The 13,433-nt window shown below is 38.7% G+C and carries 24 protein-coding genes; 3 read left to right on the forward strand and 21 right to left on the reverse strand.

The annotated features are described in order from the left end of the window. Nucleotides 1-557: 557 nt before the first annotated feature. The gene (locus BST86_RS14035; protein WP_105983794.1) at nucleotides 558-1,730 is read left to right on the forward strand and encodes an ImmA/IrrE family metallo-endopeptidase; all 1,173 of its coding nucleotides are present in this window, start codon (nucleotides 558-560) and stop codon (nucleotides 1,728-1,730) included. After that, complete coding sequence (locus tag BST86_RS14040) at nucleotides 1,730-2,239, forward strand: DUF4411 family protein (RefSeq protein WP_105983795.1); 510 nt, start codon at nucleotides 1,730-1,732, stop codon at nucleotides 2,237-2,239. Before BST86_RS14035 ends, BST86_RS14040 begins: the two co-directional genes overlap by 1 nt. Nucleotides 2,240-2,508: 269 nt before the next feature. Here BST86_RS14040 and BST86_RS14765 read toward each other — a convergent pair whose 3' ends face one another. From BST86_RS14765 to BST86_RS14135, 21 genes are all read right to left on the reverse strand, one after another. After that, nucleotides 2,509-2,676, reverse strand: coding sequence for a DUF1508 domain-containing protein (locus tag BST86_RS14765; RefSeq protein ID WP_146126776.1), 168 nt, complete (start codon nucleotides 2,674-2,676; stop codon nucleotides 2,509-2,511). 121 nt (nucleotides 2,677-2,797) lie between these two features. Then, complete coding sequence (locus BST86_RS14045) at nucleotides 2,798-3,490, reverse strand: hypothetical protein (protein ID WP_105983796.1); 693 nt, start codon at nucleotides 3,488-3,490, stop codon at nucleotides 2,798-2,800. Nucleotides 3,491-3,559: 69 nt separating this feature from the next. After that, complete coding sequence (locus BST86_RS14050) at nucleotides 3,560-3,763, reverse strand: hypothetical protein (RefSeq protein WP_105983797.1); 204 nt, start codon at nucleotides 3,761-3,763, stop codon at nucleotides 3,560-3,562. A gap of 143 nt (nucleotides 3,764-3,906) precedes the next feature. Then, a complete protein-coding gene (locus BST86_RS14055; RefSeq protein WP_105983798.1) occupies nucleotides 3,907-4,365 on the reverse strand; it encodes a hypothetical protein in 459 nt (152 codons plus the stop codon). A 1-nt stretch (nucleotide 4,366) separates the two neighbouring features. After that, on the reverse strand, nucleotides 4,367-4,693 hold the full coding sequence (locus BST86_RS14770) for a hypothetical protein (RefSeq protein WP_146126777.1): 327 nt from the start codon (nucleotides 4,691-4,693) through the stop codon (nucleotides 4,367-4,369). Between the two features lie 4 nt (nucleotides 4,694-4,697). Continuing rightward, nucleotides 4,698-5,153, reverse strand: coding sequence for a hypothetical protein (locus BST86_RS14065; protein ID WP_146126778.1), 456 nt, complete (start codon nucleotides 5,151-5,153; stop codon nucleotides 4,698-4,700). 72 nt (nucleotides 5,154-5,225) lie between these two features. Continuing rightward, a complete protein-coding gene (locus BST86_RS14070; RefSeq protein WP_105983801.1) occupies nucleotides 5,226-6,473 on the reverse strand; it encodes a DNA cytosine methyltransferase in 1,248 nt (415 codons plus the stop codon). Further along, the gene (locus tag BST86_RS14075) at nucleotides 6,470-8,224 is read right to left on the reverse strand and encodes a hypothetical protein (protein ID WP_105983802.1); all 1,755 of its coding nucleotides are present in this window, start codon (nucleotides 8,222-8,224) and stop codon (nucleotides 6,470-6,472) included. Before BST86_RS14075 ends, BST86_RS14070 begins: the two co-directional genes overlap by 4 nt. Beyond that, entirely contained in the window at nucleotides 8,221-8,514 is a 294-nt protein-coding gene (locus BST86_RS14080; protein WP_105983803.1) for a hypothetical protein, read from the reverse strand. The genes BST86_RS14075 and BST86_RS14080 overlap by 4 nt, the downstream gene beginning before the upstream one ends. Before the next feature lie 2 nt (nucleotides 8,515-8,516). Then, nucleotides 8,517-8,831 carry a hypothetical protein gene (locus BST86_RS14085; protein ID WP_105983804.1) on the reverse strand — a complete coding sequence of 105 codons (315 nt, stop codon included), beginning with the start codon at nucleotides 8,829-8,831 and terminating at the stop codon, nucleotides 8,517-8,519. Between the two features lie 12 nt (nucleotides 8,832-8,843). Then, nucleotides 8,844-9,200: a hypothetical protein gene (locus BST86_RS14090; protein ID WP_105983805.1), complete on the reverse strand. Its 357-nt coding sequence runs from the start codon at nucleotides 9,198-9,200 to the stop codon at nucleotides 8,844-8,846. Nucleotides 9,201-9,212: 12 nt separating this feature from the next. Then, nucleotides 9,213-9,437, reverse strand: coding sequence for a hypothetical protein (locus tag BST86_RS14095; protein ID WP_105983806.1), 225 nt, complete (start codon nucleotides 9,435-9,437; stop codon nucleotides 9,213-9,215). A 15-nt stretch (nucleotides 9,438-9,452) separates the two neighbouring features. After that, nucleotides 9,453-9,767, reverse strand: a complete 315-nt coding sequence (locus BST86_RS14100; RefSeq protein WP_105983807.1) for a hypothetical protein — start codon at nucleotides 9,765-9,767, stop codon at nucleotides 9,453-9,455. Nucleotides 9,768-9,866: 99 nt separating this feature from the next. After that, nucleotides 9,867-10,091: a hypothetical protein gene (locus tag BST86_RS14775; protein WP_146126779.1), complete on the reverse strand. Its 225-nt coding sequence runs from the start codon at nucleotides 10,089-10,091 to the stop codon at nucleotides 9,867-9,869. Further along, nucleotides 10,091-11,146 (reverse strand): nucleoid-associated protein, encoded by a 1,056-nt coding sequence (locus BST86_RS14105; RefSeq protein WP_105983808.1) that lies wholly within the window; start codon nucleotides 11,144-11,146, stop codon nucleotides 10,091-10,093. Before BST86_RS14105 ends, BST86_RS14775 begins: the two co-directional genes overlap by 1 nt. Continuing rightward, entirely contained in the window at nucleotides 11,143-11,499 is a 357-nt protein-coding gene (locus tag BST86_RS14110) for a hypothetical protein (protein ID WP_105983809.1), read from the reverse strand. The genes BST86_RS14105 and BST86_RS14110 overlap by 4 nt, the downstream gene beginning before the upstream one ends. Nucleotides 11,500-11,509: 10 nt before the next feature. After that, nucleotides 11,510-11,707 carry a hypothetical protein gene (locus BST86_RS14115; RefSeq protein ID WP_105983810.1) on the reverse strand — a complete coding sequence of 66 codons (198 nt, stop codon included), beginning with the start codon at nucleotides 11,705-11,707 and terminating at the stop codon, nucleotides 11,510-11,512. Next, nucleotides 11,700-12,059: a hypothetical protein gene (locus BST86_RS14120; RefSeq protein ID WP_105983811.1), complete on the reverse strand. Its 360-nt coding sequence runs from the start codon at nucleotides 12,057-12,059 to the stop codon at nucleotides 11,700-11,702. The genes BST86_RS14115 and BST86_RS14120 overlap by 8 nt, the downstream gene beginning before the upstream one ends. Beyond that, a complete protein-coding gene (locus BST86_RS14125) occupies nucleotides 12,056-12,256 on the reverse strand; it encodes a hypothetical protein (RefSeq protein WP_105983812.1) in 201 nt (66 codons plus the stop codon). Before BST86_RS14125 ends, BST86_RS14120 begins: the two co-directional genes overlap by 4 nt. Next, entirely contained in the window at nucleotides 12,253-12,483 is a 231-nt protein-coding gene (locus tag BST86_RS14130) for a hypothetical protein (RefSeq protein ID WP_146126780.1), read from the reverse strand. Before BST86_RS14130 ends, BST86_RS14125 begins: the two co-directional genes overlap by 4 nt. A gap of 198 nt (nucleotides 12,484-12,681) precedes the next feature. Beyond that, nucleotides 12,682-12,924, reverse strand: coding sequence for a hypothetical protein (locus tag BST86_RS14135; RefSeq protein ID WP_105983814.1), 243 nt, complete (start codon nucleotides 12,922-12,924; stop codon nucleotides 12,682-12,684). Between the two features lie 91 nt (nucleotides 12,925-13,015). Between BST86_RS14135 and BST86_RS14140 the strand changes: the two genes are divergently transcribed. Next, entirely contained in the window at nucleotides 13,016-13,426 is a 411-nt protein-coding gene (locus BST86_RS14140) for a helix-turn-helix domain-containing protein (RefSeq protein ID WP_105983815.1), read from the forward strand. Nucleotides 13,427-13,433 lie beyond the last annotated feature (7 nt).

The following is a 13,433-nucleotide window of genomic DNA, read 5'->3' on the forward strand; positions in this document are numbered from 1 at the left end:
TCAAGTATAGTTGAAATAATTAACTGATTGTATTTTATTTCTATTCAAGCTTTAACTAATTTAAATTAGTACAACTACTAATTACTTTTATAAGTATTGTTATATTTGTTCAAGAGTTTGAACTATCCTATGCACGACAGTTGTATTTGATATTTTAAACAAAAAAAAGCCCGTTGCTGAAACAACGAGCTTTTAATTAAAGGTTGAACATTTTTAAGACCTGCCACGATGGTCAGGAATTGGTGATCAACTACAACAAGCAGTCGAAGATAAAATGGATGCAGCCACGCAAAAACATTTTTATCTCTTTTTTAAAGACGATCCACCAGGGTCGTCTTTCTTCATTTTTAGCCATTTGCTAAACTTGAAACTGAACAACTCAAAAGGGCGTTGTTCTTACCCTAAAATTTGTCCATAATGCATAGGTGTTAATTACATCGCAATTTACGATAAATATGCCTTGGGTCATTTTGACGTTATTAACATCTTTCATCGAGTTAGCAACAGGTTGAATTGATTACATTAGGAATTTAAACTCTACATTTGTTTAAAAAGTAATGGCTGATAAAGCATACATAACATCCGAGATTTTAAAATGGGCTAGAGAGTCCGCTAATATCTCCGTTATAGATGCTGCAAAAAAAGTCCCTGTATCTCCTGAAAGGTACTTGTCTTGGGAAAATGGTGACGACTTTCCAACAATTAGACAAGCTCAGATCTTATCAAAAAGCTTTAGGAGACCATTTTCGCTTTTGTTTTTACCAGAAATACCAAAGGACTTTCAGCCTCTACAAGACTATCGAAGAAATGATGCGCAAGAGTTGGATACGGCGTCATTATTCATAATTCGTGATGTACAAGAAAAGCAGAATTGGATAAGTGAATTATTCGAAGAAATTGGTGAAGACAAACTTCCTTTTGTCGGGAAATATTCTATTAATGATAATCCAGAAATTGTTGCTAAGGATATATTGGACACCTTAAAAATTAATCCTGGTAATTATCAAAAAGCACCGATAAATGTCTGGATTGAAAAGGCTGAGACTGCAGGTATATTCATAACCCGCGCTAGTTACCTGCATTCGCGTTTAGTTCTAGATAGAGACTTAATTCAAGGTTTTGCGATTGCTGATAGTTTTGCCCCTTTTGTATTTGTGAACTCAAAAAATTGGAATGCTCCTCAATTGTTTACATTGGTTCACGAGTTAGCACATATATGGATAGCTAAATCCGGTATATCAAACGAGGTTGATTTCGATTTTTCAGATAAGCCAAAATCAAAATTTCATCCTGTAGAAATGTTTTGCAATCAAGTTGCAGCTAATTCGCTAATGCCTAGGGAGCTAATGATCCAGTTAGGTGCGGATTCATTTGATTCTAATGACTTGATTTTGAAACAAGCAAAACAATTTGGTATAAGTTCTTTTGCCTTGTTGGTTCGAGCTTTAAACTTAAATTTAATCTCTCAACCTCAATATAAGATTTTGAAACAAAGTGCTCAAGACCAATTTGAGAAGTTTTTGGAGAAGGAAAAGATTAAAAAAGAAAAGCAAAGAGCAAGAGAGGGAGGGCCAGATACTTATCTCCTACGCCTAAATAAAAACAGTAAATTGTTCACGAGAATTGTAATGGACTCTTTCAATAATGGCTCATTGTCGCCAACTATTGCTAGTAATCTTCTTAACACGCAGATTAATAAATTCCAAAAATTTGAAAAACTGCTTGCCTAATGTTTGAAGATGAAAAAGTAGTGTATTGTATTGATGCAAATATTCTGATTCAAGCTTGGCAAAAATATTACTCACCAGAAATTTGTCCATCTTATTGGGAGATTTTGAATGACTTAGGTAGAAAAGGTATAATCTTTATTCCCCAATTAGTCTATGAAGAAATTGGGAAAGGTGAAGACAATCTATTTGACTGGCTAAAAAATAGTGATATTCCAATCAAAAAAATTGACGAAGAGGTTACTAGCTGTTTAAAATCAATTTATGCCTCTGATTCTAGTCATAAATATCTCGTTTCCAGCAACGGTATTCACTCATTAGCTGACCCTTGGGTTATTGCTCACGCGATCAAGGAGAATGCAACGGTAGTCACAAAGGAAATTAAGGACCAATTTAAAAAACCAACTAAAATTAAAATCCCTCATGTTTGCGATAATATGAATGTTAAGTGGATAGATGATTTTGAATTCATAAGGAATTTGAACATTAAATTCATATGTAAACCTGAGTAAAGATATTTTGGTAATAGCGCATTAAAATAAAATCGTTTTCGGAACTAAATCAAGGCTGATTTTGTATAAAATAGTCCAAGTCTATTACGTATTTGTATAAGATTCAGGATGAAAAAGTCATCTTCATAATTTTAAGGGACTATCACAAATTACTATAATTGAGTCAAGCACTATATTTCAAATAGTTGTTCTGACTATGATGATAGTAAAAAATCCAAAAGGACTATAAAGCAAATTAAACTATATGAAAACCTAGCTTATGAATAAAATCAGGGTTTAAATCCACTTAATCCAGCATTCCTGATCGCACTTTGTTTTGAAGCAAAGCCTTGACTGGATGAGGCCACAATTTCACCATTGTTAGTTGACTTGGCATTCCAATAATATTTTTTGTTATTCCCGTTCTGCCAAACTTTGAAAAGATATTTACCAGCCATAATATATATTTTGAACTTAAAAGTAAGCAAAAAATCTCGTTCACTAATGAAACATTAATCTTCTGCTACAGAAATTTGCTAATAGGCTTATCAAGTTTTGTGAGTTCGTTGATCCTATCCATCACCTCAAATTTTTAACCATCCACGTCAATGTGACGTAGCCACTTTCTCTATAGATAACAGGGTCGTTGAATAGCTTTTGATCATTGCGGCGGTCATAGGTGCCACGTAATCCAATTCTAAATGAAGGGCTGAGCTTTATGGTACCGCCCATTTCAAAACCTCTAAAGGGATTTGCTCCATAACTACCGCGATAGATGCGACCTATACGACCGCCGGCATAGAAGCGCAACAACTCATCATAACCAGCAACAACATTAATACCTATGGCACCGTGCCAGTCAAAATAGGTGGTCACGGGTAAACCTGTAAAATATTCAATGCCGGCCTTTGTGTAGATCCATGGACCTGCATACTCAAACTCAAATGCCTGGTTAAAACCTTTTTCTTTGATCGATGCCACTGGATCCACGTGTGTAGATATTAAAAACTGCTCATTTTTTTGCGGTCGAATGCTGTTTTGTGCCTGCAGTGATCCTATGGATAGCAGCATTATAATTACTGCAGACTTTATAGATTCAGAAAAGCGGTACCGCAATTTTTTTAACTGGATCTCGTATTCTTCAATGATGGATAATTCTTCAACATCAGGAAATGTCTTGAATTGCTTTTCAATGTTTTTTTCAATCTCATAGGGTACGAGCGTTGATAACATGCTTTTGCCTACGGCTGTAACGGTGTCTTTAAATTTCATTTGTGGTAGTATTAAGGTTATTGTTGTTGAAAATATCCAGCGCCATTGTTGGCGCTGGATATTTCATTTTTAGAGTTTCTTCAAGTAGTTCAAACCGCGATCGTCGCCTAGGTTTTCACGGCTGTTAGCGGTTTTGGCTACCTTTTTGGCATCTTTGAGCTCACCAGGTATCTCTTTGATCCTAGTTAGTCCATCGCGTACCCAATTGCGGCCATGCTCTCGTATGGCATTGAATCTGGGTTCTTTTTTCTGGGTTGTTTCTTCTGTACTCATGATTGTTGAATTAAATATTACAGTCCATTATGGCCGACTGTTACGCCTTTTTATCTCTTTTATTCATTTCACGTTGTAGTATCTCGATGGCATCAATAAGCACTTCATTTTGTTGTTGAGCCATTGATAGTTCGTTATCCAGTTCAATGCGGTGCCATGGGTCCAATGGAGAGGCTTGTGATCGTTCCAGGTTCACGATTCGTTTCTTGACGGTGCGGCGGTAGGTGTTGAGTATCTTTTGACAACTGGATAGATTCATAATGTACCGGTAATTGTGAGTGAACTGCATTCTTGAACTTGTCAAGCTGTGCATCCAATCCATGTGACTTTTGATATTCAAGAATGGCATTGTAGATAAACCGGGCATCGTGTAACTCTAGGGTCAATCGATACTGATTAGGTGGGTACCGTTTATTGAGCCTCGCGTTAAGGTTATACCATAGGTGTATGCCTATGCTGTAGATGATCTCTATATAGCCCTCATAGGTGTTTTGACTTGCCAGTAGGTTGTTGACCTGCACGGTTTTCCATTTTACCACGTCACGCAGGTCGTAGAGTAATGTTCTAGGGATTTGGGTAACGGTGATCTTGTCTCTTTGCATATTAATTGTTGTGGGTTAGCTTTCGCGAAAGCGTACTTATCGCATTATCTGGTTTGATTTTCTCAATAAAGGAACCTGTTCTATTGTTATAGAAATAGAGCCAGTTAGTATAGGGCAACAGGTGTGCTTTTTTCTCATGCAGGAACTTGAGCAACTTTTGTTTGTTGAACTCAAAATCCTTGGCATTGTGTGCCAGCATGGAAAAGAGGTAGGGATTATGTCCATTATGCTTTAAGTGTTTCCCCTTCACATGTAGCATGATTCCCATTTTATATTCACTGTGTACGGTGCAACTTATCTCGCACCGGTCGCATTTCTTCTTTGCCATGATCCTATTTGTTTGTGGAATGACCTACCGGTGAATACTTAAATATGCCGCCCTCGCGACGTAGATCATGGGATATGGTATAGAAGTACTTGAGCGCCCGTTTGTAATCTGGTGCCGTTATTGTCACCTGCTTATGACTGCCAAAGAAGAAGATCTCACGCTGGTCTGCAGGTTGTCTTTTGGCATAATGTTTCCTGCGGCGTTCTTCATTCAATTGTGCCTGTACATCTGGATTCATTTTATGCATGATCTCAATATGCTTATCACGATTTGCAAAGGTGTCCAGGCCACGAATGAACATGTAGCTAAAGAATGAAAAACTGCACAACAACGTGACCAACAATAGCAAATGCCAGAAGGATAAAGGTTGATTGCGTAAGAGAATAAGGGCTAGGCCACTAGCTAACGTGACTAGTATGGTGGCATAGAAATGCCACGTTTGCTTTAAATAAGATGTCATTGTCGAAGGGTTAAGGTGTTGTTGTTGTTTTATAGCGCGATGGTGGTAGTGCGCTGGTTAATAGGTTGTAATTTACAATTTTAGGTTATTAATTTCTTCAATCATTTTAAAAAGTTCTAGTACTTCTAACGGCACTACAGCATTGCCATATCCTTTGATCGTTTCACGTCGCCATTTTGAAAAGGTAATACCGTCCAGTCCGTCGGGAATCCCATCATTTCTGCCACAAATAGGGGATTCAGTCGGGAAGTCTCGCCAATTGTTGGATCCATTTTTGTAATGCGTTCTACAATGCTGTCGTGCCTTTTGGCTTGTGATGGTGGTAAGGTTATATTTTTGAAATCGTTGACCGTTGGGGTTGGCCACATTTCGTGAACCTTTTCCCTCAAGTTGCTGCAACCTCCTTGATTTGCTGCCGTGCTGCGTTCTGCTGGCTTTCTTACATCTGTACGGTGATCCATGGTTGATGGCGTTGGTAACAATCCTTTTCCCATTTGATATTCTACGTTTGCCTCGAGGTAAGTCATGGCCTTGGAATGCCCTTGCCTTGCTGCTCGTGTTTTGTAACCTTCTTGGCCAGTTGTTGTTGGTGTAGGAAGTAAACTCAAATCGATTGGTTTGCTTTGGCCTTTGTCGCATTGCTTCAAGCCTTGTGTTTGAACTGTAGGTAGTAACTGTGCTGCGACGGTAAGCGGCTGGCCGCCTTGTGCGTAGTTTATAGTTCGCTCGTTTGCAGAATCCGTCGTTACTGTAGGCAATAAACCAGCATCGATCTCTTTTGTGCGGTGCGTTGACACCTGCAGCCGGTATAATAAACGGTGTGACCTCGTATCCCATTTCTTCAAAATCTTTACAAATTCTGTTGATGACGGTTTCTCGTTCCACTGATCTATAATGGTCTTTGCCGCCAGTACGGTGCTGGGTTTCCACTTGAGTTTTACCCGTTGGGAAAACCATACTGGTGATTCCAGCAACATTTTCTGCAATAACCCATGGCGGCATGATTTCTTTAATAGCGCGGCGCATTTGCGGCCAGAGGTGACGGTCATCTGTCGTTCCTTTTCTGTTTCCTGCAAGGCTGAATGGTTGGCACGGGAAACCACCTGTAAGAATGTCGACCTTGTGTCTCCAAAATCTAAAGTCTGTTGTTGTGATGTCATTGTAAAGTGTTGCGTTAGGCCAGTAATGATTTAATATTTGACGACAAAAAGGATCTATTTCACATTGAAATAATGTTTCCCAATCCATTTCATCTGCAGCAATATCAAAACCACCTAATCCAGTGAATAGTGATGCTGCCGTAAATGGTTGCTGGATCATCCTTCAAGTTTTAAATTAATGCGTTCCTGCTGTTCAAATTCTGGAATGCGGTTTTTATATTCTGCTAGGTTTTTACTCACGTGGTAATAGAAATCGTTGTACGTGATTTTGTTGCGTAGGTATTTGCGTGTTACCCGTATCATTTTGGTACGTCTGGACCTGCGATAAACGCGGCGACGTGCTTCACTTTCCCTTTGTTCTTTCAATTTTTGGGATTGTTCTTTCTCTTTTTCGGCATATCGATGCAGTTTGTTGGTGACTACATAACCGCCATCATCTGGCTTGGTGCGCAAGGGATCAAAGTATTTTGAAGGGAACAATGGGTTCCATTTTGGGTTGTTTTTCATGAAGTCAACAACAATGCGCAATCGTTCCATGTGCTTTGCAAAATGTTCTAACATTGTGTTTTTACCGACTAAATCACCGTTTGAACGGTAAAAATTCTTTGTAATCAACTTCAAGGCAGTAATCCACACTGGCATGAATACGGTTTTACCTATCCAGATACGAGCAGCGGCACGAGCAAATTCCTGGCTCAAGAAAATGGCTAACCGTTCCTCATTGATCAAGTCATTTTTAACCATCGATTCTACCTGGTCACGCTTAATGATCTGGTGGTAATCGTGCTGGCCAGCGCTCAGTTCCTTTGCTAGTTGTGGGATGGTTGTTGTTGCAGCAAGCAGCTGGTCCAATTCTCTTTCCCTAGGATTGCGATAAACCGCCTCTTTTTTTTCGGTGGTCGCTGGCGCTTCAATTTTTTTGACATCTTGCAGAGGAGTGTTTAAGTAAAAATCATTTGAAGGAATGAGCGGTAGCGAATCCTTTCCAGAGCTCGTTAGAGCTCCATTATTTTTAATATTATCTTTAAGAAAAGTACTTACACATCTATCTTGCAATTCTTTCTTACTTTCAGAATTAACTAACTGATTATCAGTGGTGCGTTTTTGAGAGCTCGAAGGATCCCAAAGGATCAAAATTTCCTTGTTAATGTAGGCACTGCGACCATCATTAGAGCCATGGAAAGCACCATATACAAGCACGCCAGCTTCTTCTAATCGTTGACGGTGGTTGTACATGGTTTTCTTGCAAACATCGCTGTTAAGCGCTCCATTGGCTCTTTTTGATACACTTAGGTTATGACAATTAAACTCTAATGGGATCAATGCCTTTGGCGGCCTGTTGGCAATCCTGCGCCACGTTTGAGTGTGTTTTTTGATCGCACCACTATACCAATACAACAACGTCATAAACGTGTCCTTATGGGTTTTACCTAATGCATAGGCTTTGGCCATAGGCAGTATGTTCCCATGTGCAATATTAAACTCACGCACGGCCTGATTATAGAGGTAAACATTTTTAGGCTTGATGCTCATCGCCTTTTTCATGTCAAAAGTGGCCTGATTCCATTTGTCATCGCTCCACCTTACCGGTTTGTTCCAGTTCTTCCTGATCCATGCGTTAAGGAAAGTTTGTTGCGTGGTCGTCAATCCTTTCTCATGTTGTTGTTGCACCTTTTCATTAACCAGGTCGCCCATGGCGTTATAAGTCATGACGTACCTCTTATACTGCTGTGCATAGAGTAGGTAATTATCAATGGTAGCTTGCCGGCATGCGCTGGTAATGTAGATCTCGCCATAGTTGGCCATGGGATCACCGTTGATGAATTGTTGTTGATCGTCTAGTGTAGCTGGTGTGGTGATCACATTAAGCGATACCGCTGGATTGAGTTGTATGTTATAGTCAATGATCATGCGAAATATTGTTGTTGTTCCTCTTTTGTATAGAAGTTGGACGTTTTAATTCGCTTTCGCGAAAGCAGAATCTCATAAAACCCTGGGCTATTCTCCACAAAGTCCAGGAACTTTGTAAAATGCTCAGGATCCTTATCACGCCGCAGCTTCTCTTTATAGATGAACTGGTTTTGAAATGTGAATACCCTTACTTTTTCTGCTCTTATGCTCAATAGGCATAGTACAATCATTACCGCTATAAAGGCGAGACTTATGAGGTTGAGTAAGGATAGGTTGAAATGTAAGTCCATGGTTATGCTTTTGAAGTTCCTTCAACGCCTCGCGCTTTGCGGTCGTTAGTGCGCTGTTGCAAAGCGGCTTTGGCTCTTTTAAGTCCTACTAATGCTTCTATGTTGTAACCGCTGTAATTTCTGTCATTGAGAGTGGTTATGCGGTCAATGAGTACATCCAAAACCTCTTCATCAGTGGTACCTGGAAAAACATATTTTTCAGTTCCATCATCATTGAAGGTCTTATGAACAAATCTTAAATGTTGACCATTTTCTGGAAATTCAGCGCTTGAATCGTGTTGTAAGAAATAGCTATGTGCTGGTGTCAATATTTTCATTTAGTAGTGGTTTTAGAAGGTTAATTCTATATCGGTCAAAGTCCAATAGCAATGTTTTTTGAGTATAGCATCCACTTGATTAGATATATCTGTACAATCCAGCTCTTTTAATGCTTCATACACATTGTCGTCATCCCGTCCACTTTCCTCAGCTTCATTGTCAGAGATAACATCAATTAAGAGTTCTTTGATTTGATCATTTGAAAAAGTGAATGTTTTAGGTATTTTGCTTGCTAAAACAAAAGTTTGATGATCAAAATCTGCTATGGTTAATTCTTCAACTTTATGAAGTGACTGCCATTCTTTAGAAGGGCTGCCACAATGAGTGTAACCTTCTTTTAACGCTTGCTTTATTGTTAGTTTTTCCATGGTTGATTGGTTTTAATTGACACCAAATTTGTTAGGAGTACGATTTGCTATTGCTGTCACATATTGGTGACCAGTAACAACAGAATCCCTTCGATTAATAATTTCTTTGATGGTATAATCACCGCCACGACCGTGGAAAGTCTCACCTATAAAGGTTTCATTGTTGTTGGGTTCAAAAAATGTTATTTGCTGTTCACCAACTTTGTGATTGTCAAAAATTGCTAGTTGCATGCTCATGTGGTAGTTGTTAGGTTATTGTTTGTCTAAATAGTTAGATAGAATCACGTTGCAGTACCACCCTATTATGATAGCTGCTAGGATTACGGCAAACGTGATCTTTTCTTCTTTTGATAATAGTGGCGTTTCATCATCGAGTTCAACATCTTTATTCGATTCGGTTTGTAGAACCTCTAATAATTCTTTGGGTGTGAAATGGTATTCATCAACTATTTCATCAGTTCCAAACTTGCCGCTATCGCTCCAAAATACCATGTTGACCTCTCCATCATTTTGCTCAATGTCAACCGTGTATTTAAAATTTTGAGGATCTTTATAAAGTAAACTCATGTGGTAGTTGTTAGGTTGTTACTAGTTGATAGAATGATTACGGCCATGACCATTATTATTATGATCATTACAATGGTTTTAAACCATAAGGAATTGTTGTTATTGCTCATTAGTTTTTTCTATTTGCTCTCTTAAATTTTTTAAGTCTTTATGTGTGAATCCCATCATAAATAGCCCTGTTTTAATTCCTGATATTCTCCCTTCAGACCTTTCAGATCTAAATTTTAGATTATCAACAATTTCGTCTTCATACATTTTTAAAAGACATAATCTCTGCTGCTTAATATTGAGCCTTTTGATTGGCTTTATTTCTATTTTACACATCACTTCTTTTCTTCACGGTTATAGTACACTAGGTAGTAGTACATCTGTTTATCTTCATCCCATCCTTTCTCGAGGTATTTATCTGCTGTCTCGTTATTGACGTGTCCTACTTTAATGGAAATATTAGTGTCCAGGTTGATCGTTCCCTTGATCAATTTGCGAGATTCATTTACGGCCGTGTTTGAAATAGGGAAGTGGGTTAGGTCCTCAATACTGTATTTAGGTCCTACCTCAGATTTGTAATGGTGGTATTCTGGCAATAGGTCTGGATTATCCAATACTTCAATCAGGAATGCGCTTTCGTCAAAATCATCATTCTTTGCAAAATGGTTGATCGTGCGATTCATAAACATGATTTGTTCCTTCTTATCCTCAGCTGGCAGGATCACGTCGTCTGCAAATGCAGTGCAAAACTTTAGATACTTGCGAGTGAAGAAATGGGAATCCTCAAACACATCAACGCCTAAGAAATCATCCAGCCAGTATTTTGCATCATACCGGTTGCTGTCCACAGTTAGTATCTTATGACCATCGCTTGGGGTATTGAAAATGATGGCACCCTTATCAAGTTTATTGAGGTTCACACCTTGCTGCAACAACATTCTAATATTGGGAGCACCTTCATCAAACTGCAGGAAATCTTGTTTTACCTCAGATTTAAAGATCCCAATCGCGTTACATTTTTCATTATCAACAACACAATTGGAAAATTCAACAACATAGAGTTCACCGCTGCGTATATGTGGGTGAACAGATTGATCGTATAACCTACTGGCAATTGCTTGACTGTTATTTACAAAGGATTCTGTACGCTCAAACATGGATTGAATTATTGAATTCATTTCATGAAAGGCAATATCTTCTTCATGGTAAAAGGCTTGATATTCTTCCTTTGTAGAGCGAAATGCTTTTAGGAAATATTCCTTGAGCAGTGAATGCATTTCGTCATCGAGCTCAATGGTTTCATTGCTGGTTTGTAGCTTTTCACCTTTGTTCTTGTTACCTATGCGGTGCAAGGCAATGGATTCAATACGTGTGTTGTATAGGTTGATCATTGCGCGGCTGGATTAGGTTGTTGGGCTTGTATCTCAGCAATGAGTTGGGCGCTGCGTTGTTCTATAAGTTCTAAGACAATTTTTGCTTTGTCAAATCTTTTCATTTTTAAATGCCAGTAAAAATCAAGACCAAATTGAGCTAGATCGTCGTCGATCGGACGACCGTTGTGCTTATAATTAGAATTTATGTATTCCCTAGGAATTAAATGACACTGATTACCGCAGGCACATGTAACCCACTCAGAAGCTAAATAACAGGCATCTTTAAATTCATCTTGTGTGATATCTTCCATGCTTAAAAACTCATTCCAATCAAAAGGCTTTTTCCCTTGTGTTTCTGCGTAGGTGGTCATTGTTGGTAGATTAGGTTAATGATGATTTGAGTAACTGGATGGCGGCCAGCTTTTGATCGTTGGATATTTTATTGAGGTTTGCAGTGTGAATATTTTCGCTGGTCATGGCAAGAAAAGGCAAGCCGTACCGGTTGCTGCTATCTGCAGCGTTCTCACTATAATTCTCAATGGCAGCTTGTGCCTGGTACCGGTCAAAGTGTCTAGGCATCTGTAGAGGTTTTTGATTGTTGTTGCTGGATCTGTGCGATTAGGTAAGCGCTGCGGTTTTCAATTTCTTGAAGTACAACAATGGCTTTGGTAGCATATCTGCGCTTGATTAAACCGTGGAATTTTCCACCTAGATCTGAAAGAAGGTTGTCTTTTGGTCTACCGTTATGACGGTAATACAATCCTTCATCCTCTCTTGGTATTATATTGCATTGATTTCCACAAGCACAAGTAACCCAATCATTTGAAAGCATTATGGCATCTTGCCATTCTTGATCTGATATATTTTCTTTATTTAAAAAGCTATACCAGTCGAAGGGCTTTTCACCTTGTGATTCTGCATACGATATCATGAGGCGGATGCTTGAGAAGGTTGAACGCTGGTGAAGTCAACTTCAAAATCTAGTATGTTTTGAGTTGTGTTTTTACAACCGCTGCCCTCTTGGCTATTGCTCTTAACAGCGGTTGCGACTTGCGTCGGAGTATTGTTGTTGGTTTCTGTGCCGGCAATGCCTGGCCAGAAATTCATAAATCGGTTGAAGTCTTTCATGATCGTTGTGGTATTTCAGCGATCGACAAGCCAGCAGATAAGCGAGACATTAATTCTTCCTGGTTCTTTGGATCAGTCCAGTAGTCTGCGGCCGTAAGATATTTCTTAGGTGGGTTGCTTGCAGTTGTGGTATGTGCTTCCAGCATTTCGCGAAAGCGTATCTGTTCTTCATACGATAATTGTATAAAGGCTGGCAATACCATGGGTGAAAGTGCTGCGGCCGTCATTGTGGTAGTTGTTGACGGTTAATATGTGGCAGGCATTTTGCTATATTTGCAAATGAATCCATAGAAATATGGTTTTACTTTATGCTCGTCGAAGGGCTAAGGTTATTGTTGAAGGTCTGGGCGGTGGTAGCTCAGACCTTTTTTTGTATGAATAAAAATTTTGGCATCGTGCTTGTAAGGTGTGGTAAAACCTTACGACTATGCAGCCTTTTTTTCTTTCTTCTCTTTTTTTAGATTTTCCTTGTGGATTTTACGACCTCTTACGACATAAATTTCTGCAGACTTCAATTCAATCTCGTATTCTGGTACGATAATCATTTTTAGAAATGATTTGCCTTGATAGCCTAGTTTTCTTGCAGCTTCATATCTATTGTAGATATCCAGATATTTAAGTTCTCCAGTTTTTTTGACGCCGTGTAATGTGGTAGTGGGCTTGCTCATATTAGGTTATTGTTTTAATTTGACCTTACAAACATACATACAAAAAGTGATATTAAGTACAAAAAACGATAAATAATATTAAAACTAATAATTGAAAATCCGTATTGCACATAATATCAGCTACTTAATTGATGAAAAAACATCAGGTCAAAATGATTTTGCCGAGATTTTCGGAATCAAACAGGGGTCAGTAAGTAGTTATGCTAGTGGAAGAGTGAAGCCAAAACTGGACTTAATCGTTCAGATAGCTGAATATTTTAAGATATCACTAGATGATCTAATTACCGGAGATCTTCAAAAAGATAGTTACTTAGCAAAAGAACCTTCTGCTATTTATAAGGTTTCCAACCAACTTAATGAAACCATTGATAACCTGACTGAAAAAATTAAGTTACAACAACAACTATTGCAAGCTAAAGATAACAACATCAAGGCACTGGAAGAAACGGTGCAAATACTTAAATCTACCAACCAGGCACTTACAGGAAAGGCCGCCAGTTAATGTTGCC

The sequence above is a fragment of the Nonlabens agnitus genome, from assembly GCF_002994045.1.
Classification (GTDB): Bacteria; Bacteroidota; Bacteroidia; order Flavobacteriales; family Flavobacteriaceae; genus Nonlabens; species Nonlabens agnitus.

Excerpts from the sequence above, each read along its gene's own strand:
- BST86_RS14110 (WP_105983809.1), bottom strand. The coding sequence starts at position 11,499 with ATGACCACCTACGCAGAAACACAAGGGAAAAAGCCTTTTGATTGGAAT.
- BST86_RS14055 (WP_105983798.1), bottom strand. The coding sequence starts at position 4,365 with ATGCAAAGAGACAAGATCACCGTTACCCAAATCCCTAGAACATTACTC.
- BST86_RS14105 (WP_105983808.1), bottom strand. The coding sequence starts at position 11,146 with ATGATCAACCTATACAACACACGTATTGAATCCATTGCCTTGCACCGC.
- BST86_RS14130 (WP_146126780.1), bottom strand. The coding sequence starts at position 12,483 with ATGACGGCCGCAGCACTTTCACCCATGGTATTGCCAGCCTTTATACAA.
- BST86_RS14125 (WP_105983812.1), bottom strand. The coding sequence starts at position 12,256 with ATGAAAGACTTCAACCGATTTATGAATTTCTGGCCAGGCATTGCCGGC.
- BST86_RS14120 (WP_105983811.1), bottom strand. The coding sequence starts at position 12,059 with ATGATATCGTATGCAGAATCACAAGGTGAAAAGCCCTTCGACTGGTAT.
- BST86_RS14100 (WP_105983807.1), bottom strand. The coding sequence starts at position 9,767 with ATGAGTTTACTTTATAAAGATCCTCAAAATTTTAAATACACGGTTGAC.
- BST86_RS14075 (WP_105983802.1), bottom strand. The coding sequence starts at position 8,224 with ATGATCATTGACTATAACATACAACTCAATCCAGCGGTATCGCTTAAT.
- BST86_RS14040 (WP_105983795.1), top strand. The coding sequence starts at position 1,730 with ATGTTTGAAGATGAAAAAGTAGTGTATTGTATTGATGCAAATATTCTG.
- BST86_RS14065 (WP_146126778.1), bottom strand. The coding sequence starts at position 5,153 with ATGACATCTTATTTAAAGCAAACGTGGCATTTCTATGCCACCATACTA.
- BST86_RS14035 (WP_105983794.1), top strand. The coding sequence starts at position 558 with ATGGCTGATAAAGCATACATAACATCCGAGATTTTAAAATGGGCTAGA.
- BST86_RS14115 (WP_105983810.1), bottom strand. The coding sequence starts at position 11,707 with ATGCCTAGACACTTTGACCGGTACCAGGCACAAGCTGCCATTGAGAAT.
- BST86_RS14095 (WP_105983806.1), bottom strand. The coding sequence starts at position 9,437 with ATGAGCATGCAACTAGCAATTTTTGACAATCACAAAGTTGGTGAACAG.
- BST86_RS14045 (WP_105983796.1), bottom strand. The coding sequence starts at position 3,490 with ATGAAATTTAAAGACACCGTTACAGCCGTAGGCAAAAGCATGTTATCA.
- BST86_RS14765 (WP_146126776.1), bottom strand. The coding sequence starts at position 2,676 with ATGGCTGGTAAATATCTTTTCAAAGTTTGGCAGAACGGGAATAACAAA.
- BST86_RS14090 (WP_105983805.1), bottom strand. The coding sequence starts at position 9,200 with ATGGAAAAACTAACAATAAAGCAAGCGTTAAAAGAAGGTTACACTCAT.
- BST86_RS14775 (WP_146126779.1), bottom strand. The coding sequence starts at position 10,091 with ATGTGTAAAATAGAAATAAAGCCAATCAAAAGGCTCAATATTAAGCAG.
- BST86_RS14080 (WP_105983803.1), bottom strand. The coding sequence starts at position 8,514 with ATGGACTTACATTTCAACCTATCCTTACTCAACCTCATAAGTCTCGCC.
- BST86_RS14070 (WP_105983801.1), bottom strand. The coding sequence starts at position 6,473 with ATGATCCAGCAACCATTTACGGCAGCATCACTATTCACTGGATTAGGT.
- BST86_RS14085 (WP_105983804.1), bottom strand. The coding sequence starts at position 8,831 with ATGAAAATATTGACACCAGCACATAGCTATTTCTTACAACACGATTCA.
- BST86_RS14770 (WP_146126777.1), bottom strand. The coding sequence starts at position 4,693 with ATGGCAAAGAAGAAATGCGACCGGTGCGAGATAAGTTGCACCGTACAC.
- BST86_RS14135 (WP_105983814.1), bottom strand. The coding sequence starts at position 12,924 with ATGAGCAAGCCCACTACCACATTACACGGCGTCAAAAAAACTGGAGAA.
- BST86_RS14050 (WP_105983797.1), bottom strand. The coding sequence starts at position 3,763 with ATGAGTACAGAAGAAACAACCCAGAAAAAAGAACCCAGATTCAATGCC.